Origin of the sequence: Telmatobacter bradus (assembly GCF_048629425.1) — a bacterium.
In the GTDB taxonomy this organism is placed as follows: Bacteria; Acidobacteriota; Terriglobia; order Terriglobales; family Acidobacteriaceae; genus Telmatobacter; species Telmatobacter bradus.
Window position 1 is genome coordinate 306,358 of sequence record NZ_CP184532.1, and the last position, 22,390, is coordinate 328,747.

The 22,390-nt window shown below is 54.7% G+C and carries 25 protein-coding genes; 5 read left to right on the forward strand and 20 right to left on the reverse strand.

Annotation, left to right across the window (positions count from 1 at the left end):
* Positions 1–225 precede the first annotated feature (225 nt).
* The 3 genes from ACOBR2_RS01225 to istA are packed head-to-tail and all read right to left on the reverse strand — an operon-like array spanning position 226 to position 2,826.
* Positions 226–597: a hypothetical protein gene (locus tag ACOBR2_RS01225; protein WP_420238261.1), complete on the reverse strand. Its 372-nt coding sequence runs from the start codon at positions 595–597 to the stop codon at positions 226–228.
* Positions 594–1,382: an IS21-like element helper ATPase IstB gene (gene istB / locus ACOBR2_RS01230; protein ID WP_420238262.1), complete on the reverse strand. Its 789-nt coding sequence runs from the start codon at positions 1,380–1,382 to the stop codon at positions 594–596. The genes ACOBR2_RS01225 and istB overlap by 4 nt, the downstream gene beginning before the upstream one ends.
* Positions 1,342–2,826 carry an IS21 family transposase gene (gene istA, locus ACOBR2_RS01235; RefSeq protein ID WP_420238263.1) on the reverse strand — a complete coding sequence of 495 codons (1,485 nt, stop codon included), beginning with the start codon at positions 2,824–2,826 and terminating at the stop codon, positions 1,342–1,344. Before istA ends, istB begins: the two co-directional genes overlap by 41 nt.
* A gap of 177 nt (positions 2,827–3,003) precedes the next feature.
* On the opposite strand from istA, the gene ACOBR2_RS01240 reads away from it, so the two are divergent.
* Complete coding sequence (locus ACOBR2_RS01240; RefSeq protein WP_420238264.1) at positions 3,004–3,219, forward strand: hypothetical protein; 216 nt, start codon at positions 3,004–3,006, stop codon at positions 3,217–3,219.
* 416 nt (positions 3,220–3,635) lie between these two features.
* Here the strand turns inward: ACOBR2_RS01240 and ACOBR2_RS01245 are convergent, their stop codons facing one another.
* Both ACOBR2_RS01245 and ACOBR2_RS01250 read right to left on the reverse strand, forming a co-directional pair.
* Positions 3,636–3,785, reverse strand: coding sequence for a lmo0937 family membrane protein (locus tag ACOBR2_RS01245; RefSeq protein WP_420238265.1), 150 nt, complete (start codon positions 3,783–3,785; stop codon positions 3,636–3,638).
* Positions 3,786–3,866: 81 nt separating this feature from the next.
* Positions 3,867–4,556, reverse strand: coding sequence for a lipid-binding SYLF domain-containing protein (locus ACOBR2_RS01250; protein ID WP_420238266.1), 690 nt, complete (start codon positions 4,554–4,556; stop codon positions 3,867–3,869).
* A gap of 268 nt (positions 4,557–4,824) precedes the next feature.
* Here ACOBR2_RS01250 and ACOBR2_RS01255 point away from each other — a divergent pair, with 268 nt between their 5' ends.
* From ACOBR2_RS01255 to ACOBR2_RS01265, 3 genes are all read left to right on the forward strand, one after another.
* Positions 4,825–5,244 carry a hypothetical protein gene (locus tag ACOBR2_RS01255; protein WP_420238267.1) on the forward strand — a complete coding sequence of 140 codons (420 nt, stop codon included), beginning with the start codon at positions 4,825–4,827 and terminating at the stop codon, positions 5,242–5,244.
* A gap of 159 nt (positions 5,245–5,403) precedes the next feature.
* Positions 5,404–5,661 (forward strand): CsbD family protein, encoded by a 258-nt coding sequence (locus tag ACOBR2_RS01260; protein ID WP_420238268.1) that lies wholly within the window; start codon positions 5,404–5,406, stop codon positions 5,659–5,661.
* A gap of 144 nt (positions 5,662–5,805) precedes the next feature.
* Entirely contained in the window at positions 5,806–6,681 is an 876-nt protein-coding gene (locus ACOBR2_RS01265; protein ID WP_420238269.1) for a hypothetical protein, read from the forward strand.
* A 31-nt stretch (positions 6,682–6,712) separates the two neighbouring features.
* Here ACOBR2_RS01265 and ACOBR2_RS01270 read toward each other — a convergent pair whose 3' ends face one another.
* From ACOBR2_RS01270 to ACOBR2_RS01335, 14 genes are all read right to left on the reverse strand, one after another.
* On the reverse strand, positions 6,713–7,408 hold the full coding sequence (locus tag ACOBR2_RS01270) for a membrane-associated protein (RefSeq protein ID WP_420238270.1): 696 nt from the start codon (positions 7,406–7,408) through the stop codon (positions 6,713–6,715).
* A 312-nt stretch (positions 7,409–7,720) separates the two neighbouring features.
* Positions 7,721–8,749, reverse strand: coding sequence for a glycosidase (locus tag ACOBR2_RS01275; protein ID WP_420238271.1), 1,029 nt, complete (start codon positions 8,747–8,749; stop codon positions 7,721–7,723).
* Entirely contained in the window at positions 8,746–11,127 is a 2,382-nt protein-coding gene (locus ACOBR2_RS01280; protein ID WP_420238272.1) for a glycosyltransferase family 4 protein, read from the reverse strand. The genes ACOBR2_RS01275 and ACOBR2_RS01280 overlap by 4 nt, the downstream gene beginning before the upstream one ends.
* An 18-nt stretch (positions 11,128–11,145) precedes the next feature.
* Entirely contained in the window at positions 11,146–11,301 is a 156-nt protein-coding gene (locus ACOBR2_RS01285) for a DUF3309 family protein (protein WP_420238273.1), read from the reverse strand.
* 72 nt (positions 11,302–11,373) lie between these two features.
* The gene (locus ACOBR2_RS01290; RefSeq protein ID WP_420238274.1) at positions 11,374–12,933 is read right to left on the reverse strand and encodes an OmpA family protein; all 1,560 of its coding nucleotides are present in this window, start codon (positions 12,931–12,933) and stop codon (positions 11,374–11,376) included.
* Positions 12,934–13,023: 90 nt separating this feature from the next.
* A complete protein-coding gene (locus ACOBR2_RS01295; RefSeq protein ID WP_420238275.1) occupies positions 13,024–13,407 on the reverse strand; it encodes a Thivi_2564 family membrane protein in 384 nt (127 codons plus the stop codon).
* 82 nt (positions 13,408–13,489) lie between these two features.
* Complete coding sequence (locus ACOBR2_RS01300) at positions 13,490–13,678, reverse strand: hypothetical protein (RefSeq protein ID WP_420238276.1); 189 nt, start codon at positions 13,676–13,678, stop codon at positions 13,490–13,492.
* A 50-nt stretch (positions 13,679–13,728) separates the two neighbouring features.
* The gene (locus tag ACOBR2_RS01305; RefSeq protein ID WP_420238277.1) at positions 13,729–14,919 is read right to left on the reverse strand and encodes an MlaD family protein; all 1,191 of its coding nucleotides are present in this window, start codon (positions 14,917–14,919) and stop codon (positions 13,729–13,731) included.
* Positions 14,920–14,927: 8 nt separating this feature from the next.
* Positions 14,928–15,716 carry an ABC transporter ATP-binding protein gene (locus ACOBR2_RS01310; protein WP_420238278.1) on the reverse strand — a complete coding sequence of 263 codons (789 nt, stop codon included), beginning with the start codon at positions 15,714–15,716 and terminating at the stop codon, positions 14,928–14,930.
* A 28-nt stretch (positions 15,717–15,744) separates the two neighbouring features.
* On the reverse strand, positions 15,745–16,596 hold the full coding sequence (locus ACOBR2_RS01315) for an MlaE family ABC transporter permease (protein ID WP_420238279.1): 852 nt from the start codon (positions 16,594–16,596) through the stop codon (positions 15,745–15,747).
* Positions 16,597–17,127: 531 nt separating this feature from the next.
* A complete protein-coding gene (locus ACOBR2_RS01320) occupies positions 17,128–17,526 on the reverse strand; it encodes a hypothetical protein (protein ID WP_420238280.1) in 399 nt (132 codons plus the stop codon).
* Positions 17,527–17,602: 76 nt separating this feature from the next.
* Entirely contained in the window at positions 17,603–18,220 is a 618-nt protein-coding gene (locus tag ACOBR2_RS01325) for a class D sortase (RefSeq protein ID WP_420238281.1), read from the reverse strand.
* A complete protein-coding gene (locus tag ACOBR2_RS01330; RefSeq protein ID WP_420238282.1) occupies positions 18,198–19,163 on the reverse strand; it encodes a VWA domain-containing protein in 966 nt (321 codons plus the stop codon). The genes ACOBR2_RS01325 and ACOBR2_RS01330 overlap by 23 nt, the downstream gene beginning before the upstream one ends.
* Positions 19,164–19,415: 252 nt before the next feature.
* Entirely contained in the window at positions 19,416–20,111 is a 696-nt protein-coding gene (locus tag ACOBR2_RS01335; protein ID WP_420238283.1) for a hypothetical protein, read from the reverse strand.
* 419 nt (positions 20,112–20,530) lie between these two features.
* Here ACOBR2_RS01335 and ACOBR2_RS01340 point away from each other — a divergent pair, with 419 nt between their 5' ends.
* Positions 20,531–21,082 (forward strand): hypothetical protein, encoded by a 552-nt coding sequence (locus ACOBR2_RS01340; RefSeq protein WP_420238284.1) that lies wholly within the window; start codon positions 20,531–20,533, stop codon positions 21,080–21,082.
* Positions 21,083–21,227: 145 nt separating this feature from the next.
* Here the strand turns inward: ACOBR2_RS01340 and ACOBR2_RS01345 are convergent, their stop codons facing one another.
* On the reverse strand, positions 21,228–21,947 hold the full coding sequence (locus ACOBR2_RS01345) for a Crp/Fnr family transcriptional regulator (RefSeq protein ID WP_420238285.1): 720 nt from the start codon (positions 21,945–21,947) through the stop codon (positions 21,228–21,230).
* Between the last annotated feature and the right edge of the window lie 443 nt (positions 21,948–22,390).

Below are 22,390 nucleotides of genomic sequence, written 5' to 3' on the forward strand. Positions count from 1 at the left end.
GCGCGTTGCGACATCGAGATCAAAGCTGAATAAGGCGGAATGAGGCGGTGAAATAAGGCGGAATAAGGCGGAATCGGCGCGCTTGGAAGTCAGGCCAAATTGGATAGATTCCTCGGAGATTATATGTGATCTCCGAGGAATCTATCCGACGCCACGCAAACGCCTGAAACCGGCGCAACGAGCCGCGCCCTTGCGATTTTCGAGAATGGAGGGGCTTTCTCAATGTTAGCGGCCAAGAGAAAACGTATTTTTCCGGCCATCTGCCGGCAGGGTCTTGGCGGCTTGGCGTAGTTTGAGCCGGAGGTAGTCGCGGTAGTTTTCCGGAGCGGGATTCTCCTGAAGTTCATCGATGACGGGGCGGAAGTATGCCAGTGATCGGATGGGAGTCAGGCGCGGAGCTTCGTCGGGGCGTAGGAGGCGGCGCAAGGAGCCGAGCAATAGAGCTATTTCGACGGTTTCCAGAGGTATGCCGTCTTGATGAAGGCTCCGCGCCAGCCACTGATCGGAGGCGCTGACGCGTATGGGCGTCTCGGGCATTTCGATGTAGAGAGTAACGACGGAGGCGACGTAAGAGGCTGCGGGATCTGGCTGGTTCATTTCTTCCTCCTGCGGCGGGCCGTTGTCTCCTGCTCGCTTTCGCGGACACGGTAGCTGGAGCCTTCGATGACGGTCACTTCAGCGTGATGCAGCAGGCGATCAAGCAGCGTGGCGATGCAGGCGGCATTGGGGAAGACCTCGTTCCATTCCTTGAAGGCTTTGTTGGTTGTCAGGATCAGCGATTTCTGTTCGTAGCGGCGATTGATGACCTCGTAAAGCAGGTCAGCCGATTTGTCGTCGAAAGAGAGATACCCTACTTCGTCGATGCAGAGAAGCGCTACGTTAGCGTAGGTGCGCAGCTTGCGCAGGCGGCCTTCGGGCGTTTGGCGATGCAGTTCCTCAAGCAGCGCTGAGGCAGTACGGAAGAGCACGGAGTGGCCAGCCAGCACCGCTGCGTGACAGATGTTTTGCGCGATCATGGTCTTGCCCAGGCCGTTGGCTCCGACCACGACGAAATTGCGGGCCTCGGCGAGGAAGTCCAGTGTCAGCGCACGCTCCACGACATCACGCTCGATGCGCGTGGGCCATGTCCAGTCGAAGTCGGCCAGGGGTTTGAACTTGCGGATTTCAGCCGTGCGCAAACGGCGTTCGAGGCTGCGGTGCGCGCGCTCGGCCACTTCGATCTGCGCCAGTTGCTCCAACAGTTGGCGGGGAGACCAGCGTTGCCTGGCTGCGTTTGCCAACACATCATTCAGTTGCGTGGCCACGGTGCGCAGGCCTATTCGCTCCAACTGCTCGCGCAGATTATCGTTCGGGTTCATCGTCGCGTCGGTGGGCAAGCTCATCGTAGGTCTCCAGGTCATGTGGGCGGACTTCAAGGTTCTGCGCCTCGGGATGGCGGCTCAGGTCGAGCGGCAGTGGCGCGGCAAGATTGGACTGGCGCAGCAGGAAGGCAACTGAAGAGGCGCGCGGCGTGCTACGCCGAAGAGCCTCTCTGACTGCGCGGCGCATGGCGTGAGTTCCGTAGCGATCAAGCAGATCGAGCAGTTGCGCGCTCTGTTGCGCAGCCGACTCGCCCTCGGCGAAGGCGCGATCAAGCAGGTCGGCGCTTTCAGGAACAGACAGTTCCAGACGTCCGTTGCGCGTTGACTCCCGCGCTTTGCGCTTGGTCCGCAGCAAGGCCTGTTGATGCGCAGGATCGAGAACCAGTTGCTGACGGTTGTAGCTGCGGCGATGGTGGGCGATCTCCTGTGCGCCGTCGAGGATGCGCACCTCGGTATCGGAGGCCGCCAGAGTCAACGTCCTGCCCACCGTCTCGGGCGGGATCGAGTAGTCGTTGCCATCGAAGCGCACGTAGATGGTCTTAGCCGCGCGCACCATAACTACGCGGTCGGTGTCGAACTCGTGCAGCGGTAACTCGAGCAGGCGCGGCCGCTCTTCAGCGAAAACTTCGGCGACGATGCGATTGCGATTGTCCGGCCAGGGCCGTTGATACGCAACTTCGTCGCGCCACTTCAACGCCTGGCGATTGCACTCCTCCAGAGTGGTGAACGTACGCGCCGCCCAGTACGAATCGCGCACGAACCGAATGGCCCGCTCCACGCGCCCTTTTTGGTTACCCGAGCGCACTTGGCAGGGACGCGGCTCGAAGTGATAATGCCCGGCTAACTCCAGCAGACGAGGATTGAAATGAATCTGGTTGCTGCGCCGCTCCAGCACGGCTGATTTGAGATTGTCGTAAAGAAGGATTCTGGCAGATCCGGAAAATGATCGAAATGCATTCACATGGCCGCGCAGAAAGCTCTCCATCGTCTGATCAAAGAAGAACTCGAGATAGAGCGCTCGCGACCAGGACAAGGTCATCACGAAGCAGCTCAGCGCACGCTTTGCACGGCCCACCATCACCGTGCCAAACGACGCCCAGTCCACTTGCGCTTGCTCACCGGCAAAAACCTGTAGCCGCAAAAAAGCCTCGTGCCGTTGCGGGCGCAGACGCGCCACCACGCGGCGTAGATTTCTGACGCTTCCCCTGTAACCACGATCACAAAGCATCTGCTCCAGGCGCGTGGCGCACAGACCCGGGTGGGCTTCCAACGTCTGGCGGACGAACCCAACATAGGGATCAAGTTTCGACGAACGCAACTGCTCGGTACGGTGGAAACGCTCCACCTCGATGGCCCGCTTCACTGTGTCGGGATGAACGCCGAGCGCTTGGGCGATCGTGCCCACCTTCCAGTGCTCAGCATAAAAGTAGCGGCGGATCTTTACCCGCATTTCCGGATCGATCATTTCTGCTCACCTGCGAGAAGATGTACGCGGAAAAGGATCGACGAAGCTGCCGGCGCGGCCGCAGACCATGCAGCGCATCCAAAATACCCGCCGCTCACGCGGACGAATATGCAACGAAGCAACCACCGGCATCGTGACCGCTTTTCCACCCTCCGATGGTGAACCAGATTCGCCAGATTGGGAACATTGATCCGTCACGCGACGCCGGAAACGGCGGCAACGATAGACGCGCTGCCGGTCGCGATGATCCAACCGCCCTTCGGCGCTCTGCTGATGACGGCGATTGGCAGCCCGACGCTGTTGCAGGCGGGCCTGACGTCGGCACTCCGCGCTGCAGTAACGCTGGCCGCGATCACAGCACGTGCAAATCCAGAAAAGCGACTGACAACATGAATTGCGGCAAAACCTCTGCCGGAGAACTACTTCCGCATGAACCACCATCCGCGCACGTAGACGGACTTTGACAACGGCAGCGGTTCATGCCAAGGTAAAACTAACTCCGAGGTTGCCTTCGTTTTTGGCATGAAGGCAACCTGCAAAGAACCCCGCTGCTCTAACAGCGGGGTTCTTTTTGTCCGCCTTCTCCCGGAAACACCTTACAACTTCCGCTCCGCCCTAACGATGATCGACGGATGATTGCGCCTTCGGCGCGGATGATATCAAGCTACCTTTTACCGGCAGATGGCCGATAAACTACGTTTTCTGATGACCGACAACATTCTCAATACAAAGCTGGCAGTTGAAATGGGTGGCTGCTGGCTATTCATCGATCTGAGCATTGTCTCTGTGATCAAGTATGACTGTATGCCTCAGAGACTCGCGCGCCGCCCGGTGATCAGGTTGATGACCAGGATAACAAGCGCAACCACCAGCAGAAGGTGAATCAGTCCGCCTGCGATATGAAAGCTGAAGCCCAAGAGCCACAAAACGAGGATGATGACAAAGATTGTCCAAAGCATGGTTACTCCTTCTCTTACGGTTTGAAAGCCGGAGAACTGCGATTGATCTCCGGCTTCCAAGTCGTGTCTTGCTGTTGGATCTTAGTTGGAGGCGATGGCTTGTGCTTTGGCGTCCCGAACGGCATCAAGAAATTGATGCGCAGAGGCCGGCGTGGCCACTTCACCGCGTAAAATGCGGCGCGTGGAAATTTCATGTCCGTAAATGGCCTCGGTGGAATCCTCATCGCGGCGAATATCGGCGCCGGTCAAAGTTAGTCCGGCAAAGGCGCCCTTGGCCCGCGAGTAAGTGAGAATCTCGGTATTCAGCTTCCAGTCAGTGTCAGCTGAAGCATGGCGGCCCACCGGACCGGCCGCGGCTGAGGCGTCTCCGCCGATCTGGAATTTGGCGGACATCAACTGCTGCATCCCTTTTTCGCTCTGAATAATCATGACCAGATCAACGCCCTCGACGCCGATCTGCAATCCCCAGCTACCGCCGGTGATAGCAAAGAAAGCCGGCGCGCTCCATCCATTTTCCGTTCGGCAGGTGACAACGCCGCGGCCATTCTCCGCGCCGAAGATGAAGCCGCCCTTGAGCATATGCGGCACAATGGCAATGCACTTGGCGTGTTCCAGGACTTCTTCCGGAATGCCCCGGTCGGGCGCGGCCATAATCTCATGCAGCACTGCGCCGGCGTGATCCAAACGATTAACCGTTGCTTCACGATCTGTTCCTGCCCAGCACATGCCAGTCAAACTGAGCACTGCGACCAACGTCATAAGCTTTTTCATTCCATCCACCTTTTCTACCCATGCGCAGCGTCACTTTCTTTCCGCGCACTGAGGCGCAATAGGTAGTTTCCACAGTAGAAGCGGAAGAGCGGGCCGTCTGAGCTAGAACGCTCATCCGGCACCGGTCTCTCGATCACTCTGGAGATACTCTGGTCGGAGCAATTCATGGCGTCATGGTCTCAATAGCTCAGATCAATGGATTTTGATTCACTAGGCTCAGGTGTGTTGGGGAGAAAGACAATGGCTTCAACAATTGCGAGGAGAAATCATGAATAGGTATATGTTTCTTGCGCTCGCCGCTGCCGCCGCATTCTTCATCACGGCAGGTACGACCCAGGCAAAGGCGCAGGTCAGCTTTAGCGTTGGAATTGGAGTCGAACCAGCTTGTCCCTATGGTTACTACGATTCCACGCCCTATGGATGCGCTCCCTATGGCTACTACGGTCCGGAATGGTTTCACGGTCGCAGGTTCATCGGCGTTGGCCCTTGGTTTCATGGCCCAGCCAACTTCAATGGCCATGTGAATAACAGCTTCGATCCGCGCCATGGCTACAACGGTCGGGCACCGGAGTACGGCGAGCGCGCCCGAGGCCGGGGCAGAGCGCCCAGGCATTTCCAGGGAAATGAGCAACGCGACGGGCGCGGTCACGGAGACGGAGACCGGCACGAGGGTGGGGAACGGCGTTAATCGCCTCACCGAATCCGCAGCGTCGACGATTCAACTGAATTCGAGCCGCATTGCGGCGGCGCGATAAATATTCAGCGGCTTCCCCGCAACTGAGGCATATGCAACTTGTGCAAATGCCTCGTACAAACCAGCAAAAGCGACACCCACGGAGGTGGATTGATGAACAAGGATCGAATGAAGGGCATGATTGACGAAGTGGCCGGAAGCGCCAAGCGCAAGGCGGGCGAGTTGACTGACAATCCAAAACTTCAGGCCGAAGGCATGGCTCAACAAGTGAAGGGCAAGGTCGAAGGCGCCTGGGGCAAGGCGAAAGAGGCGGTTCATGGTGTTATCACGGGCAGCGAAGTACGCCTCGATGCTCACGTGAAACTGGGCTTGAAGGATTCAGCAGCGACTGTTGGCAATAAAGAGTGTTAGTACTGATCCGGTCTAAAACAATAAGATCATGGCTTCCCGCCCATTTTCGCAAAAACACGGAAATGGACTGGGCACGGAGTTCCACTCTATTGGGCCGGATCGATAAATCGCAGAGTTAAAAGCACACACGAGGGAGAATAAACCATGCTCAATTTGAACGTATTGATTTGTTCTAGACGGATTCAGGAATCCCGCCCGATCGACAAAGGATCGTCGTTGGGAACTAAGGCGGTGCTGTTGCTGTTGCTATTAGTCACGCTTGCAGGATGCAATTCGAAACTGAATCAGGCGCTGGATCAGGCCAAGAAGCAGGCGGCTGCAACCGGGCAGGCGCAACAGGTGGTTTCAGTCGACAAGAACGGGACCACGACCACGACAGTCGTGCAGCCGCCGACAGCGGGGCAGAGCAACGAAGTAATTTCGACAACAGCGATGCCTCCCGCGCCAGGAGCGCCCCTTCCTGCGATCTCGGGGCCGGTGGTTTCCGCCGTGCCGCAACCGGTCAGCGTGAATATTCCAGCAGGCACAACTCTGGCGATCCGGATCGATCAACGCATCAGTGTCAAGTCCAGCCGCGCCGGAGATACATTTACCGGAGAGATCGTCGATCCGGTTCTGTCCAATGACAACCATGTGCTGGTGCCCAAGGGCGCATTGGTAGGCGGCGTGGTGGATGTCTCGCATCGCCGTGGACACTTTAAAGGCAGTTCATTATTGGCATTAAGGTTGACCTCGCTGACGATAAACGGGAAGCAATACCCGCTGGAGACGCGCGACTCGGCGCGCAGCAAAAAGGGCAAGGGAAGGCGCTCGACAGCCTTGATAGCCGGAGGTTCTGGACTGGGGATGCTGGTTGGCGGTTTGGCCAGCGGGGGTACAGGAGTGGCGGTGGGCGGCCTGATTGGTGGTGGTGCGGGCACTGCCGCAGCGGGACTCACGGGCAATCGCGACATCGACATACCAGCGGAGTCAATTTTGCATTTCAAATTGGCGGACGACCTGATTGTTCAGCCGGCCTAGTACTATAGTTGCGAATTCATTTCAGGCACAATCATTCGGCACAAGTATATCTGCTTTGTCGCGCCAGTCTCTCCGCGGCTTCAATCATGCGCAGCCCGCGAATCTTCCATACCCCAAAACCCAAGCCAGCGATCAGTAAAACCGCGAAGACGCACATCAGCGGCGTCGACCACTTTTGCAGACCTCCCGACCAGAGGCGGACAATGCCGCGCCCATAAGTCACGCCCAGCCAGGCGACGAAGGAGTAGCGCACGCTGCGTGCTGCGCCGTAGACGGTGAGGAAGCGAGCGCGAGAGACGCCCAGCGCGCCTGAGGCCAGTGCAAACGGCAATAACGGAATCGGCGGCGGAAGAAGAGCAGGAACAAAGACCGCCAGAATCGGATGGCGCGCGACCCATCCGACGATTCGCCCCAGCAGACGAGTTGGCACATAGTGGCGCAGCGCCTCTTCTCCGCCTCTGCGGCCAATCTGCCAGGTTGAATATCCGCCCACAATGCTGCCTGCAATGGCGCCGACGGCCAAAAGCCACGGATCGCTGCCACGCGCGACGAGCCAAAGCAATAGCAGGTCAGTGCTGCCGGGTAAAGATAGTGGGATGACTGAGGAATCGATTACCGCAACGGAGAAGAGCCCAAGAACTCCCAAGTGAATGAGCCAGTTCGGCACCAGCGGCGGCAGCGCGTGTGCCGAGGATAATTGAGCCGATTGCCGAACAAAGACTCTCATACTCAACCTCCCCTGCACTTGCATTTGCTTCTTACGAAGTCGAAATAACTGAATCGGTCAAGAACTTATCCTGCAATCGGGCCACTGAAAGAGATCCAGTAGTATCGCCGCCAGCAGAACATGCAGCGTACCGGATGCAATGCAAACATTGCCAGCAGACCATCAAAGGGGCGCAGCTCCGCCTGCTTGAATTTCACCGAATCGCAGCACGGGCATTTGCTCCGCAACCACAGCGGATGGGGCAGCCAATCCGGCCAGTTACGACTTGAGGCACTCATGAAACCGTTCTTTCAAAACGTATCGACACGTTCACTAAAAGGCTCGTCTCTCCGCTTGACTTCCATTCGTGTCCAGCCAGGAGAGAAGACGTCGGATGCTGCCGGTAGCTAGAGCTATGCAAGAATCGGCCGCTCCGTAATACAAGTTGATCGTGTCTCCGTCGGCTGCGATAGTTTGTCCGCAAGGGAAGACAACATCGCTCACATCGCCATTGCGTTCATATGGAGCCTCTGGACCAAACACCCACGAGTTTCCTCGTTGCAGGCAAACATCCGGCCTTTCCAAATCGAAGAGCGCGAGGCCAAGCCGATAAATGCTTCCCGATGCAGTTTGCCGCACGCCATGATAGATCATCAGCCAGCCCGCGGCGGTTTCGATCGGAGGAGAGCAGAGGCCGATCTTGTTGGCATCCCACCAGCCGCCGCGCCGCGCTTCGAGAATGATCTTGTGGCTTCCCCAATGCCGCAGATCCGGCGAATAGGAGATCCACATATGAGCGCCCAGCGCCGTCATCGGACGATGGATGAGCGCCCAGCGGCCACCAATCCTGCGTGGCAGTAGCGCGGCATCTTTATCCTCTGGAGACATGATCACGCCGAAGCGCTCAAAGGTGTGGAAGTCCTTGGTCAATGCGAGCGAGACTCCTGGGCCACCGCGCGCGAACGATGTATAGGCAACCGCATATTGCTCGAGTTCCGGAACATAGGTGATGCGCGGATCCTCAATGCCCCATATCTCTTCAGGAAACTGTTCCGGATTCGCCATCAAAGTGGGTTTGGGGTCGATGCGCCAATTATCGATGCCATTGGCGGAACGCGCGGCGCACAGATGCGACAATCCGCTTCTGTCTTCCACGCGGCACAAGAGCAGGGTAACTCCATCCGGCAACAGTACCGCGCCCGCATTCATCACACTGTTGATGGGATAGGGCCAGTTTGCATGGCTGAGAAGTGGGTTGCCGAGATGACGTGTAAACAGAGGATGCTCCGCGCAAGCCCCTGGCTTACATTCTTTTTCGACGGCGGCAGCAGTCACCGCGACTATGGAAGGGAGTGGATTCAAAGAGAGATGCTCATTCCATGATGCAGTTCATCAGCGCTTGTAACGTTGGCCGACCGCATTTCCAGCAGCGCCATAAGGAATGAGAGCGTGGACTCAGCGCCCTGGTTCTCGTTTACGCGGTCAGGATGAAGTCCATCCCTGCATCCGCCTGTTACTGCATCATACAGGGGAATCTGAAGATCGTTATTCCCGAGGAACCAGCTGAATGCCTTTTGCGCCTCTTCAAGCCACTGTTTATCTTCGGTCAGACGATATACCTCGAGACAGGCTGAGACGGTCGCGCAAGCCTCGACTGGCTGCTGATCAAAGCGCGCCTTTTCACTTCCCTCAAGATAAAATCCATTGGATCCGATCGGGACAAAGACATTTTTATCGTCGCGATGCTGCTCGGCAACCAGCCACTTCAGGGAATCCATTCCGGCTTCGATCATTCTTTGGTTGCCACTTCTCCACCCGGCCAAAATGAGCGCCTGCGAGAGCCTTGCGTTAGAGTAGGAGAGGCTTTTCTCAAACCACCTCCAAGTCGCAGAATGGCATCTTTCATAGATGTCGATGAGGCGGTTGGCTAGCTCGTTGCGGACTCCCTGAAGGGCTCTATCGCCGGGAAACCAGTCCAGATAAGCCTGTATGCCAAGAATGGAATAGGCCCATGCGCGGGGACTGGTAAACGTGAGCGTGGCGGGAACGGCGGCTTCAAACAGCCTCCCCGCCGCTCCTCTCAATCCCGCATCCTGCGAAGCGCCGAGCACCTTGCCCAGCGACCATATAGCGCGCCCGTGGCTGTCATCGGATCCAACATCTTCAAGCCACCTCCGGTCGTAATTGAGAAAGTTCCTGAATCTTCCTGAGTCAGCATGAAACGCAAGCCAGAGAAAGGAAAGATACCGATGAGAGAGTTTCGGATATGTTCGCCGATCCAGGTACTCAGGATTTTCATCCAGAAGAACAGAGACGATCAGTGCGCGCGCATTGTCGTCGGTTGTATAACCCTCCCGTGTGTTTGGAACTGCAAAGATGGCGTGCTGCAAAATCCCGGTGTCGTCGGTCATGGTTAGCAGATGTTCTTGATTCATCATGGGCAAGGAATCCATCATCTCAATTGCAAGATCGTCATTTTTTGCGGATTTTGGATGCAGTGAGCGCTCGAAGCGAGCCCGCTGGAAGCTCGCCATGTAGGCTCGCGCTGTCTTCGGCCAGGTTGTTTCGCGGGAGTGAAGATAGGCGCGCTTCCTCATCGCATGACGTTTGGCATCGTCCTCAAGCAAATCGAGAACCGCATCGGCGATAGCTTTGGGACTCTGGAATGGAACAATTACGCCACGGCCCTCCGCAAGCAACTCCTTGGCGTGCCAATAGGGAGTGGATATGATCGCCTTTCCGGCTCCAAATGCGATGGCGAGCGTTCCGGAGACGACCTGCGCTTCATACAAATAAGGCGTGACATAAATATCAGCTCCGCCAACATACTCGATAAGTTCTTCCGCGCTTACAAAGCGATTGTTGAGAATCAAGTGATCCGCAACCCCGAGCTTTTCAGCTAGAGCTTGCAATCCCTCACGATAACGCTCGCCCTCATGCCGGCGAAGGTGCGGATGAGTTACGCCGGTGACAATATACACAACGTTTGGCTGCCGTGCGAGAATCGCGGGCAGAGCTTGAATCACGTTTTCAATCCCCTTATTTGGGGAGAGCAACCCAAACGTAAGAAGAACTGACTGGCCTTCCGTGCCGAACTTATCCTTGAAGTAGTTGGGGTCCATGAAGGGAAGGTCGGGAACTCCATGTGGAATTACATCGATCTTTTCTTCAGGAACCGCATAGACTTCGCGCAGCAACTGAGCAGCTAAATCACTCATGACGATCATACGATCGGAAAGCTGGGCGATCTCTTCGAGCACAATCCTCTGATTGAAGTCAGGATCGCGAAGAACCGTATGCAGCGTCGTGACAATCGGTATTTTCAATTTGCGCAGCAACGTGAGTATGTGGCCGCCCGCGTCTCCGCCGTAGATCCCATATTCATGCTGCAGGCAGACAAGATCGTTGCCGTTGAAGTTGAGAAAATCGGCGGCGCGTTCATAGGAAACAATATCTTCCTGAGTAATTTCCAAACGAACCTGCTTGGGATAGTCATAATTCGACTCAGGATCGTTGACGGGGATCGCAAACAGCCGGCCCTCTCCGTATTCGGTCGTGAGCGCAGTGCACAGATCGGTCATAAAGGTTGCAATTCCGCATTCGCGCGGCAGGTAATTTCCAATAAAAGCGATGCGTGTTGGCAAGGGCAGCTTGCACGCCTTCGCAGCGGCGCGCAAGAATGCGTTATGATCGGAATCCTTGCCCGGCTGCTCGATATTCATCAATTCAGGAAGCGGCATAATATCCCTCTTTCACTCTCAAATTCGCCCAAGCAGCAGTAGAATGACTACAATCAAGAGGACAAGTCCAATTCCTCCGCTGGGATAGTATCCCCAATCCCTGCTATGCGGCCACCGCGGCAATACGCCCAATAACGCCAAAATTAGAATTACGATCAAGATGGTTCCGAGCATGTGACTCCTCGCATTTCTTGTTTGAAAAATCGCCGCGGTCCCAATCGAGATCGCGGCGTATTCACGACTTGGTTAGCGCAAGCTTCCCGTCGTCACATTCGCCGGGCTGCCGATAGCATCGCCGGAAACAACCAGTTCCACGCGGCGATTCTCTTGTCTGCCTGCCGCGTTGTCGTTCGAGGCCACGGGCGATGTATTTCCAAAGCCCTTGGCGCTCACGGAGTTTGTGGCCACACCTTCTTCGACGAGATAGCTGCGAACCGCACCTGCGCGATTTTCCGAGAGCGTCTGGTTCATCGCATCGCCGCCAACATTATCCGTGTAGCCGCCGACTTCGATGTTGAGTCCGGGGTAGGCAATCAGAATTCCGGCCACCTTGGCCAACTTCTCCCGCGCGCCCGGCTTTAACGAATACTTACCGGTGTCGAAGAGCACGTCGGACATACTGACGATCAGTCCGCGCGCGCTGTCGCGCGTGGCAAGTATCAGGTTGAGCTGTTCTGAAAGCCGTGCGCGCATTGCGGCTTTGTCGGAAACCGCCTCTTGCTGGCCCTGTTGAGCAATTTGCGCTGCTGTTCGTGCTTGCGCGGCATCTGCTTGGGCTGCCGTGACCGCGGCGGTGGATGCCGCCTGATTGGCCGTCATGTCAGCTTGCGCCTTTGCCGCGTTGGCTTGTGCGTTGGCTGTGTCAGCTTGCGCTTTCTCTTTCAAGCGTGTGGCGTTGTTGGCTTCCGCCTGCGATCTTGCCTGTGCGTCGGCGGAAGCCTGGCGCTCATTTGCAAGACGCTCCTCGTTGATTTTCTTTACCGCTATTTCGCGCGCATCTTCGGCCGACTCCACCGCCGCCCGAGCGGCAGCAATCAGAGGCTTTTTTTCGATATGCCCACTAGTCGCATCCGCATCTGCAATGTTCATCAATTGCACGGCATGTTGATAACTCGTGCTCGCATACCTTTCTGCTCCCTCGGATTGAGCGATGCGCACCGCATTCCGCGCTTCGTAGAATTCGAGCGGAAGGCTTGCATTCAGAACGACCGGGTCGAACTTGTAGCCGGTGGGAAGGTAACCACCGCGCTCCAATAGCTCATACTTCGCGTTCACTGCCTCGGTGGTTCCCTTGGTATCCGCGCGAATAACATTCTCGAGGACAACAACATTGCTGGGCTGGCGAACGGCATAGTAAGGCTCGGCGGTCACGATCAGTGCAAAGGACTGAAGATCCGTGGTTGCAGTCAGCTTGCTGCGGTCATTACTTCCTACCAAGACTTCTCCCAGATTCACTGGCCGACCCTCGGGCGAGATCGCCCACAAAACATAGGTCAGATACTCGGCTCCGAATGTCGTGGGATTTTGCAGGTTGCCAAACTCTGCCTCGACTTCCATGGTGCCACGCTTGCTGCGCACTTTGGCGTTTCCATTCGCCGATGGCAGTAATGCAGTGCCTGCAAAATCCACACTTGATGCTCCACTGCGATGCCGGTAATTGACCGCCTGAACCGAGCGGCTAATGACGACTACGCGGTAGGTGGACCCCGATCCCGTGGATTCAAGGGCCATCGTTGGCGGATTGACTTGAGCAATTGCACTCAAACTCAGAATGCTTCCCACTGCAAACAAAATCATGCGTTTCATATTTTCTCCTTGGGCATTTATATGCCGGTTTGCGATTGATTCGCGCTTCGTGATTGAATACGAAGGCCAAGGCTTCAGCGGCGCGTTACATCAACGGCCAACACGGAACTGATAGATGTAGTCGAAAAGGCCGAATACCTTGAGAAGCCATAGCGCGACCACGATGACAACGACACCGTTCAAGATGCCCTTGATCTGCCCCTGCATCGGGATATAGCGGTTGACCAGATACATCAACAAGCCGACCACGCAGAGTGTGATAACGACAGGGACGAGCGGAATATCATGGCCAATGCGAAACTGATTGAGATTGTCGAAAAGGCCAACAATCCTCATGAGCCATAGAACCACGGCGATGACCACAACGCCATTCAGGATGCTCTTGATCTGACTCTGCATGGGGATGAACCGGTTGACCAGAAACAGCAGCAGGCCGACGACCGCGAGAGCGATGACAACTGTGACGAGAGGCATTATATTTCTCCATCCTTCCTCATCATTCTTTCAATGCGGCAGTCCGATTGCTGAGCAACACTGCTCATGGCATAAGCAGCGATTACTGCATTCGGCCACGCGGAACCCACGCCAGATCTCCGCTCAGAACGTAGATGGCAATTGCCGCAGTCATCAACATTGCGCCTATCCAGAAGCGCCAGTCGCGATGCATGCGCCTCCAGTAGGGGCCGGGATCGGGATCTCCGCTTTCGCCACTGTTTCCTTCGTGGTTATATTTGCTTCCAGTCATTTCTGCTCCATTCTCAACTCATCATTGCCGCATCGTCAGAGCGCGCAGGCCTATGGTTGAGGGGTAGCCGCCGCGTTAACTTGAATGGGCTGGTCATTCTTTGTTAGGGGTGTGTTGCTCGCCGATGCCGGTTTGTCAGCCGGTATCTCAGTTTCCGCGGGATAGATCAGAATCTGGATCGACCCCCAATCCGCGTCCAGGCTTGCGCCGGCCTGCTTTCCCATGCCCAATGTCTTGAGCTGGCTGTCGTCAAATCCAAAATTATCAACCAGGTATTCGCGCACAACCATCGCTCTCGCCTCAGTGAGCACCAAGTCCTTTTTGTTATCGCCTTTTATCCCCGTCGAAGCCACAATCACTGCAAAGCCGAATTGATTCTGAGCCAAAAACTCGCCGCTTGCGTTGAGTATTTTCTGGTTTTTCAGTTTCGCTGAATCGTGAGCTTCAAAGAGTTGCCTGGCGGTAAAGAAAAACGACTTGAGGGGCGCGCCTTGCGGAAGCGCGTCAATTGTATTGGCCGTCAATTCTTCTGAGTTATCGTATCCGCGCTTCTTGAAATATCCGCTCAAAAGGAAGTTATGCTTCAAGGCCTCCATATTCTCTTTGAAATCGGTCACGCCGGCCTGCGCCTGAAGCATGGTTGCATGCAGCGTTGTTGTCGTCTCTTGCAGATTGCCGTAGAGTTGCTTGTCGTTCACTAGCGCTCCGATGGTTCCCTGACCCGAATCGATCTTGGCGCTTACCGAGTTCAAATGCGCCGTGGCCAAAGTCGCATTGTTGATGGCCAACTGACCGCTGTCCAGGATGCCGCTCGTTTTTTTGAATAGATCTGAAATCTCCAGCGGCGGTTCACTTTGAATAATCTCGCCATCCTTGACTTCGACTTGCCCTGCGGAACCGAATGAAATCGAAACGAACTGATTGCCCAGCACTCCCTCGGTTTCAATCGAAGCGATCGAGTCTTGCTTGATAATCTCGTGCGTCGATTTGTCGAGGTCCATGAGCACAGTAACTTGCTCGCCCGGTTTGTGAGGCAGCTTGATGCTTTCCACGGTTCCGCTGTGAACCCCGCCCACCTGCACGTCGGCGCCGGCGGCCAAGCCCGCCACAGTGTCAAATTGTGCCTTTAGGTGGTATGTGGAGCGAAACAGATACTCCTTGCTTCCGATGATGAAGACCCCAACGGCAAGAATTGCCAGCGTAACAACAATGAATGCTCCCAGCCGCGCTACTCTCGACATAATTCCTCCTACGACTGCTTCAGAAACTCCCTGACAAATTCGATGTCACTTTCTTGAAGCTCTTCAAATGTTCCTTCGATCAAGACTTTACCCAGGTCCAGCAGAGCCAAACGATTGGCAATCGTTTTTGCACTGTGCAGATCATGAGTTACTACAACGGATGCCATCTGGCGCTCATGCTGGAGCTTGAGAATCAGATCGTCAATCTCCCCTGAACTGATGGGGTCAAGACCTGCCGTGGGTTCGTCAAGAAGCAGAATCTCCGGCTCCAGCGCCAGAGCGCGTGCCAGGCCCACGCGCTTCTGCATTCCACCGGAGATATCGGATGGCATCTTTTCACAGGCGCCTTCCATGCCCACCTCGGCGAGCAACTGATGAACCCGATCGCTGCGCTCGGATTTGGACAGTTCTTTCCGATGGTGTTCTAAAGAAAACGCTACGTTCCCCGCAACCGTGAGCGAATCGTAAAGCGCCGCATGCTGAAAGAGAAAGCCCATCTTCTTTCTTATTTCGCCCATTCGATCCAGCGCCAGACCGGCGATCTTCTGGCCGTTGATGCGCACTGAGCCCGAGTCCGGAGTTTCCAGGCCGATGATGAGCCGCAGCAGCACGCTTTTTCCGGTGCCGCTGCGTCCCAGCACAGCCATGGTTTCGCCGCGATTCACGTTGAGATTGATCCCATCGAGAACCTTGTGAATTCCGAAGGTCTTTCGCAAATCCTCGACGGCTACAATCGGCGCGCGGCCCTCTTGTTTTAGTTGCGGTTGCTTCATCGCGATCTCATAGGCAGTGGCCATGAACAATCCTCGGATCTCCGGTTGCGAGTTATGGGAAGACAACCAAAATGAATTTCACCAGCACGACATCGGCCAGGATCACAAAAAGCGATGCGATGACCACCGAGTTAGTGGCCGCGCGACCCACGCCCGCAGCGCCTCCGCGTGTGCGCATTCCCTGAAAGCACGCGATCGTCCCAATAATCAGGCCATACACCGCAGTCTTGAAGGTCTGCGGCAAAAAAGCGCTGAAGGTCGCGCCATGAAATCCGCTTTCGATGAACTGATGAAATGAGAGAGGCTCGACCATAGACTGCGCAAACCAGCCCGTCAGCAAACCGGTTGCATCGGCGGCAAGAGTCAGCAGCGGCAGCATCAGAATGCAAGCGAGGATTCGTGTTGCCGCCAGGAGCCGGTAAGGATTGATGGCCGATGCTTCAATGGCATCGATTTGCTCGCTGACTTTCATCGATGCCAGCTCCGCGCCCATGCCTGCGCCCACGCGGCCACTCACAATCAACCCCGTCATGATCGGGCCCATCACTTGAATCACCGAGTAGACAAGTGTCGCGGGAAACATCGATCTGGCGCCGAATCGAGTCAGACTGTAACGGGCTTCCATCGATATAACAACACCGATCGCGGCGCCGGCCAGAGCGATCAGCGGGAATGATTTGGAGCCCACCTCGTCGAGTTGCCGAATCAGTTCTCTCCACTCATACGGCGGCGTCACCGCTGCTTGGAGTACTTTCCAAGAGAAGATACCGAGGCTGCCAAACCATTCAAACAAGTTGTTAACTAGATTCATTGCATAATCTTCAACAGATGGCATAAGTTTGAATGGCGGCTCTGGAATTAGCGGACTGAAGCCGTTATCTGCAATTACTTCGTGGTCGCTCACTTGTTTGGCCCTTCAATGGGAGAGCCGTGCAGGTTGTTTAGATGCATACGAGAAAGCAACGAATGAGGCCCACTATAGAGGAATTCCAACGAAATATTTTCGCCCGCATACGCAAGCAGACTGTAGTTGCCCGCTCTAAATGCGTCCTTGGCGCCGTAACGGCTTGGATACCAACCGTAAGCGGCGGTCATCGTTCCTGCATAGGGTCCAACAAGAGCAGGGATCGAGAAAACACTATGCCCGCCTTCGCCACGGCGTGCCGTCAAAGTTGAAATCAGAGCATGACGTACTCTTGGAAACAGGCCTCTACAATCGCATCGATAGTATATGGAATCTTCCCTGAAAGCTTCTGACAACCCATAGCGCGTCGTTGTGGCTACCATTGCTATTCCGTAGTTAGACGCCAATCGCTTGGAGAAACCATCAACACCTTGGCCCCACTCTGGCGGAGTGTTACTCGCCTGGTTGATGCCTGCGAATATGGCAGATCCTGCAATAGGGTACGGACCATACGCGTCGAACAAATAGTTATTAACTTTGGTTCTCTGTGTCGGACGTATGTACGGACCATACAATTGAACCGATCTCGCGCTGTCGACTACGCTTGAGGAGTTTACGATCAGCGCCGGTGACTGCGATCCCGCGGGCACGGACAATGCAACTAGGAGGATTGCGCAAATCAGTGCGGATATTGGCGGGCTGATTCTTGCATCCAAAGTCCACTTGTTTGTAATACAGCTCTGCAATACAGCTAGACCGTTGCTGTAGTCCTTTAATAAATCCGATTTCATTCTTCGCGATGACTTCGTCATGGTCTACTCCGATCAGGTTGCCTGTTTTAGATACACGAGCCGCCATCAACATCAATTTCAGTCTCTGAGCAACGTTCATCAAGATAATGGCAGAGTTGAATTGCTCAAGTATGGTCACATTAGCTCGAAGAATCGCGATCCATCCTGATCTATATTTCTGAATAGTTGTCAGAATCAGTCCATACAGCTCATCTCTATTGCCTATATGCGTGAACTACGAATCGTTCTGGGGCTGCGCCAACATAGTGAAAGGGATAGCAGGTCACGAGAGTCAATGCTGATTTCGTCGTAGAAGCCACAATTCCGCCGTCGCCTGGGGCGGTGATCTGTATCCAATCTACCTTATAGCTGAAAACTCCAGATGCGGTCTGAAGAAGAATCATGTCATCTCTATGAATGTCTTTCAGGCTACGGAAGAAAGTATCCCGGTGGCCTGCTATTCCGATATTTCCGGATTCTCCAGGGAGTGCCGTCCCTTCAATATGACCTACTCCCAAGCGAAGTGTCTGTGCTGTCGTCCCTTGTAGAATTACAACCGATAGAGCGATTTTAGGAATCTCTATACGGCCAAGAACGTCTCCTTCTTGAATCGTATTTCTGGCCTGCACGAATGTGTGCTGCTCCTCCGCGTGGATTTGCTCTTCCAGCGCGTGGCTTGCAATGTTCTGAAAACACCACGCATTGAACAATGTAGCCGCGACAAAAGCAAGTGCAAGCGCACCCGTGAGCATGAATATCCGTCTTGTCCAGCGAATGAATCGCTGACCACACTTTATAAACGTCTCGCGCTCAGTTATGAGAATCATGGCCATCTGTTTGCAGAGTCGGCGGTAAAAACACAGATGGCACGGAATATCCGGTTCGAGTTCGAACCGATAAGCGACCACGTCCAGGATAGTTGACCTTTACTTCGACGTTCCGGTACCCGCTATTTGACTTCGCAATTGTGGGAACATAAGCCAGCGTGTACTGATTTCGTATATCTCGAGCAATTCCATCACAGATTGCTGTGATTTCTTTTGAGGATTGCGGGAAAAATGCTTCACCGCCTGTTTCTTTTGCAAATCGCTTGAGTACGCCAGGATTCTGATCACCATCCTGATCATCAAAGATGCCGATCGCATAAATAATTGCATTGGAGTTTTTGGTCATTTCAACCACCTGCGCAAGGCTGTGCCTACTCGCGTTGTCGCCACCATCACTGATTACGATAAGAATCTTCTTGTCGCATTTGCCTTGCTTGAGATGGTCAAGGGCAGTGGAAATTGCATCGTAAAGGGCGGTCTGTCCAATTGTTTTGGCTGCAGAAAGGGCGTGCTGCAATTGATTTCTCTGGTCTGTAAAAGGTGTATTCGGAGGCAACCCGTATGTTACATGCTCGTTGAAGTTGACTACAAACATCTGGTCCTGCGCATTGCTTGAATTTGCGAACGACATTCCCGCAGCGATCACGTCACTGCGTTTTGGCCCCATGCTTCCGCTGTTGTCGATTACCAAGCCAACCGTGACTGGAATATCCTCATGGCTGAAGTACTTGATCGACTGAAGAACATGATCTTCGTAAATCTGAAAATTCTCTTGATTGAGTCCGGACACTAAAGAATTATGGCGATCAACGACGGCAGCGTTCAAGATGACCAGATTTGCGTTGACTCGCAGGACGTAACTGCTTGAGTCATTTTGTGCAGAAGGCAAATCCTGAGACGAGGCCGCAACTGGCAGTGAAATCGATAAAGCATAAACCAGTAGGGACATAAGCTGCAGCGCGCAATATCCAGTCCAGAAACGCATAGACGAAAACAAGACGGAGTGTGTATCGTGATGTATCTCTGACACTGATCTGTTTGTCATCTGTCAAATCCTTGGTCGATACTTGATGCTCTACTGCAACAGAAGAGTGTTTGGGTTCGTGGGACAAATCGAGGCGATACTCTGCGCATCGCCTCATTCATCGACTTGTCCTGGCCAATTCATATGGCTGAGAGGGCACGCGAAGGAATGCCTGGATTACATGGACTTCTTGGCAAACCCTGAGAGCAACAGTCCAGCGCCAAGCAGCATCATGCCGGACAGTCCGACCAAGCCAAGATCGCTGGCAGTTTTCGGCAGCGATGCAACCTGTACGGGGGCTGCCACAGGAGCAGGCGCTGGGGGCGCTTCAACAACCTGAGAGGTTTCGATTGTTTCGCCCTTGGGGTTAACCGCCTCCAGTGGTGCAGCCTTTAAAACATCAATTGGTGCAGCCGCAAGAACGACCGGCGTGGACAATACATACTGATTTGTTTCATTTGCCAATTGAATGGCCTTTGGCCGTTCGTATACAAATTCCTCACCCCATTCGCGGCCCGGATAGAACCATGCCCGCAGTGCTTCAGGCTCTCCGGCAGGCCGCTCGCGAAAGGTGATTGTAGTTTTGTCGGTTGCCTTCAGGCGGTAGTTGGGTATTGCCAGAATCGTTGTGAAGACATGGGTCTCGTCCGCATTGAATATCTGGACGATGTGACGGTCCGACATTGAATCCATGACCTTGAAAACATAAGTGCCCGCCGGCAAGATCTGGGCACCAACGCCCGGAACTTCGACTGGCCCGTTGAAGGTTACGACAGTCTTTCTGTCCCAATCGTCGGCCTTTGCTTTCGGCGCGGCGATCAAACAGAGCACGGTGAGGCAAAGTCCTGTTCCTAAGCCTTTGAGTAGTGTCATTGTTTCTCCAAATCATTCTCCGACTCACTCACACGGCGGTTGGTATGCGTCCTCTCTATGTTGTCGGGTTCATAAGAGTTCGCACGCCGGAGACTCCGGCAGACCTCTATTCCGTGGCATGTACTGAAGGCCAGTATTTACCATCGAGTTTGCCATGGATGGCCAATATTGACCGTCACGATGAATTGCTGGGCACAGTTGCCATGTGCTCCATTCTGCTCAGACTCCGGCGTATTCCGGTAACTAGAGTCAGAGACGTAAGGGTAGATAGATGTCGGCCCAGGCACAGTTATTGACATTGGCAGATGGACTGAGCCCCTTATGGTGACTGCGCAATCCAAGTTGATTCATACTGCCGCAGAGCACCTTACGTAACACAAGGCACGGCAGACACCTGAAGGGGGTCACTTATGCAACATATGAGAAATCTACTTGCTGTTACCGCATTGCTTGCGGGGCTGGCTATTGTGCCAACTGCGCACGCGCAGATTGTCGTTGACATTGGCGTTCCGCCCGTTTGTTCCTATGGCTATTACGACTATGCTCCCTACGCCTGCGCACCTTATGGATTTTACGGGCCGGGGTACTTCTATGGTGGCGTCTTTTTGGGCATGGGTCCGTGGGCTGGATGGGGATATGGCCATGGCTGGGGCGGTCACCGCTTCAGCGAAGGCGGCGGCGGAAGTTATCGTGGCGGCGGCGGTGCCATGGCCAATCGCAGTAGTTATGCACATGGCGGCGGAGGAGCAGTGCGCGGCGGTGGAGGTTCGTCTCACGGCTATGCAGCGGCATCTCATGGTGGAGGGGCACACCCCAGTGCAGGTCACGCAGCGGTATCGCAGACGAGCGCTCCTCATGCTGCATCGGCCTCGCACACCAGTGCGCCTCACGCCGCAGCTTCGCATAGTGGTGGAGGTGGTGCATCACACGGTGGCGGCGGCGGCGGTCATGGCGGCGGTGAACACAAGTAGTCAGCGCTCTTGAATCCGAAAACCACACAGCAGCATACAGGCAATGTTTACAATCCATGCCTGTATGCTGCTGTTCTTCGTTACAGATCAGTTCAATCTCTTCGCCGTCGTACCAAGAACCAGGCCACCATCTCATCGCTTCAAATCAAGACACGCAGGTTTCAAGCGAATCGACGAGCCGTGGCTTTTCGGAGTTATGCTCGGGCAGTTGATCCAGCAGTACAACATTGAGAAGTGACTTGTGTACCTGGATGCGACCGTTGTATTCGATGAATCCGAGCTTGCGAAAGCGATTCATGAAAAAGCTGACGCGTGACCGAGTGGTGCCGATCATCTCCGCCAGGGTCTCCTGGGTTATCGGCGGTATAAATGTCTCCCGTTCGCCAGGCTTGCCATATTCCGCCATAATCAGAAGAATTCTTGCCAGTCGTTTTTCGCTCGAGTTGAAGAGCTGATCGACGAGGTCGGCCTGGGTCCTCATGCTGCGCGCAAGCAGAAACCTCACAAAGATATCCGTGAATGCAGGTTCGTCATGCATCACACGAATCATCTCATTGCGTCCAATTTTTAGCGCCGAGCAGGCATTGACAGCTGTGGCCGTCGCTAAACGAACCCCCATGATCGCGGCCAAAGACTCTTCGCCGACAAACTCTCCCGACGTCAACAAAGTGATGGTGGCTTCCTTGCCGATCTGCGATACGACCGTAAGTCTGGCTCTGCCTCTTTGCAAATAGAAGACCGAATCCGCCCGATCGCCCTGACAAAAGAAGGTCTCTTTAGGCTGCAACTGGACGATCTGCCGACCAAGTCCAGCGCTGGCTAGAAAGTCGGCGGCGTCAAATGTCGTTCTGATTTCATTTGTCATCAAGATACAACCCTCGTCACAGTTTGTTTGCTTCGCGTGCCCGATTTCCGGTTCGCGGCATTCACGTTGCTTGGGGATGTGTCGGCGATTGGGTCGAGTCGATCAACGACCACGAATGTAAAAACGCCAGAGGAAAGAGCCCTGGAAGTTGGATGTTTGCTAACTTGCCCAGGTTGCCCCACCGCTCTGTGGACCCGTCATCTCAGCAAGGCTTTCTTCACAAAGTGCACTCCCTCTCCATTATCCCTGTAAAAAAAACCGCGGTCTGTGCAATATTGCACACTATGTGACTATAGTTGAGCGCTGGCAGGACACTTTGCAGTCTGCGGTCATTTCGGAATCAAGCCCAATCGCTGGCCAGGAGCCAACAATATGCTGTGTTTTCACCTATTTGAAGACTTTCATCTATGCATCTGATTTGAAATCGTCAGCCCTGCGGACAA

What these genes read in the sequence shown, in the direction of transcription:
- ACOBR2_RS01225 (WP_420238261.1), bottom strand. Translation starts at nt 597, where the DNA reads ATGAACCAGCCAGATCCCGCAGCCTCTTACGTCGCCTCCGTCGTTACT.
- istB (WP_420238262.1), bottom strand. Translation starts at nt 1,382, where the DNA reads ATGAGCTTGCCCACCGACGCGACGATGAACCCGAACGATAATCTGCGC.
- istA (WP_420238263.1), bottom strand. Translation starts at nt 2,826, where the DNA reads ATGATCGATCCGGAAATGCGGGTAAAGATCCGCCGCTACTTTTATGCT.
- ACOBR2_RS01245 (WP_420238265.1), bottom strand. Translation starts at nt 3,785, where the DNA reads ATGCTTTGGACAATCTTTGTCATCATCCTCGTTTTGTGGCTCTTGGGC.
- ACOBR2_RS01250 (WP_420238266.1), bottom strand. Translation starts at nt 4,556, where the DNA reads ATGAAAAAGCTTATGACGTTGGTCGCAGTGCTCAGTTTGACTGGCATG.
- ACOBR2_RS01255 (WP_420238267.1), top strand. Translation starts at nt 4,825, where the DNA reads ATGAATAGGTATATGTTTCTTGCGCTCGCCGCTGCCGCCGCATTCTTC.
- ACOBR2_RS01260 (WP_420238268.1), top strand. Translation starts at nt 5,404, where the DNA reads ATGAACAAGGATCGAATGAAGGGCATGATTGACGAAGTGGCCGGAAGC.
- ACOBR2_RS01265 (WP_420238269.1), top strand. Translation starts at nt 5,806, where the DNA reads ATGCTCAATTTGAACGTATTGATTTGTTCTAGACGGATTCAGGAATCC.
- ACOBR2_RS01270 (WP_420238270.1), bottom strand. Translation starts at nt 7,408, where the DNA reads ATGAGAGTCTTTGTTCGGCAATCGGCTCAATTATCCTCGGCACACGCG.
- ACOBR2_RS01280 (WP_420238272.1), bottom strand. Translation starts at nt 11,127, where the DNA reads ATGCCGCTTCCTGAATTGATGAATATCGAGCAGCCGGGCAAGGATTCC.
- ACOBR2_RS01285 (WP_420238273.1), bottom strand. Translation starts at nt 11,301, where the DNA reads ATGCTCGGAACCATCTTGATCGTAATTCTAATTTTGGCGTTATTGGGC.
- ACOBR2_RS01290 (WP_420238274.1), bottom strand. Translation starts at nt 12,933, where the DNA reads ATGAAACGCATGATTTTGTTTGCAGTGGGAAGCATTCTGAGTTTGAGT.
- ACOBR2_RS01295 (WP_420238275.1), bottom strand. Translation starts at nt 13,407, where the DNA reads ATGCCTCTCGTCACAGTTGTCATCGCTCTCGCGGTCGTCGGCCTGCTG.
- ACOBR2_RS01300 (WP_420238276.1), bottom strand. Translation starts at nt 13,678, where the DNA reads ATGACTGGAAGCAAATATAACCACGAAGGAAACAGTGGCGAAAGCGGA.
- ACOBR2_RS01305 (WP_420238277.1), bottom strand. Translation starts at nt 14,919, where the DNA reads ATGTCGAGAGTAGCGCGGCTGGGAGCATTCATTGTTGTTACGCTGGCA.
- ACOBR2_RS01310 (WP_420238278.1), bottom strand. Translation starts at nt 15,716, where the DNA reads ATGGCCACTGCCTATGAGATCGCGATGAAGCAACCGCAACTAAAACAA.
- ACOBR2_RS01325 (WP_420238281.1), bottom strand. Translation starts at nt 18,220, where the DNA reads ATGGCCATGATTCTCATAACTGAGCGCGAGACGTTTATAAAGTGTGGT.
- ACOBR2_RS01330 (WP_420238282.1), bottom strand. Translation starts at nt 19,163, where the DNA reads ATGTCCCTACTGGTTTATGCTTTATCGATTTCACTGCCAGTTGCGGCC.
- ACOBR2_RS01335 (WP_420238283.1), bottom strand. Translation starts at nt 20,111, where the DNA reads ATGACACTACTCAAAGGCTTAGGAACAGGACTTTGCCTCACCGTGCTC.
- ACOBR2_RS01340 (WP_420238284.1), top strand. Translation starts at nt 20,531, where the DNA reads ATGAGAAATCTACTTGCTGTTACCGCATTGCTTGCGGGGCTGGCTATT.
- ACOBR2_RS01345 (WP_420238285.1), bottom strand. Translation starts at nt 21,947, where the DNA reads ATGACAAATGAAATCAGAACGACATTTGACGCCGCCGACTTTCTAGCC.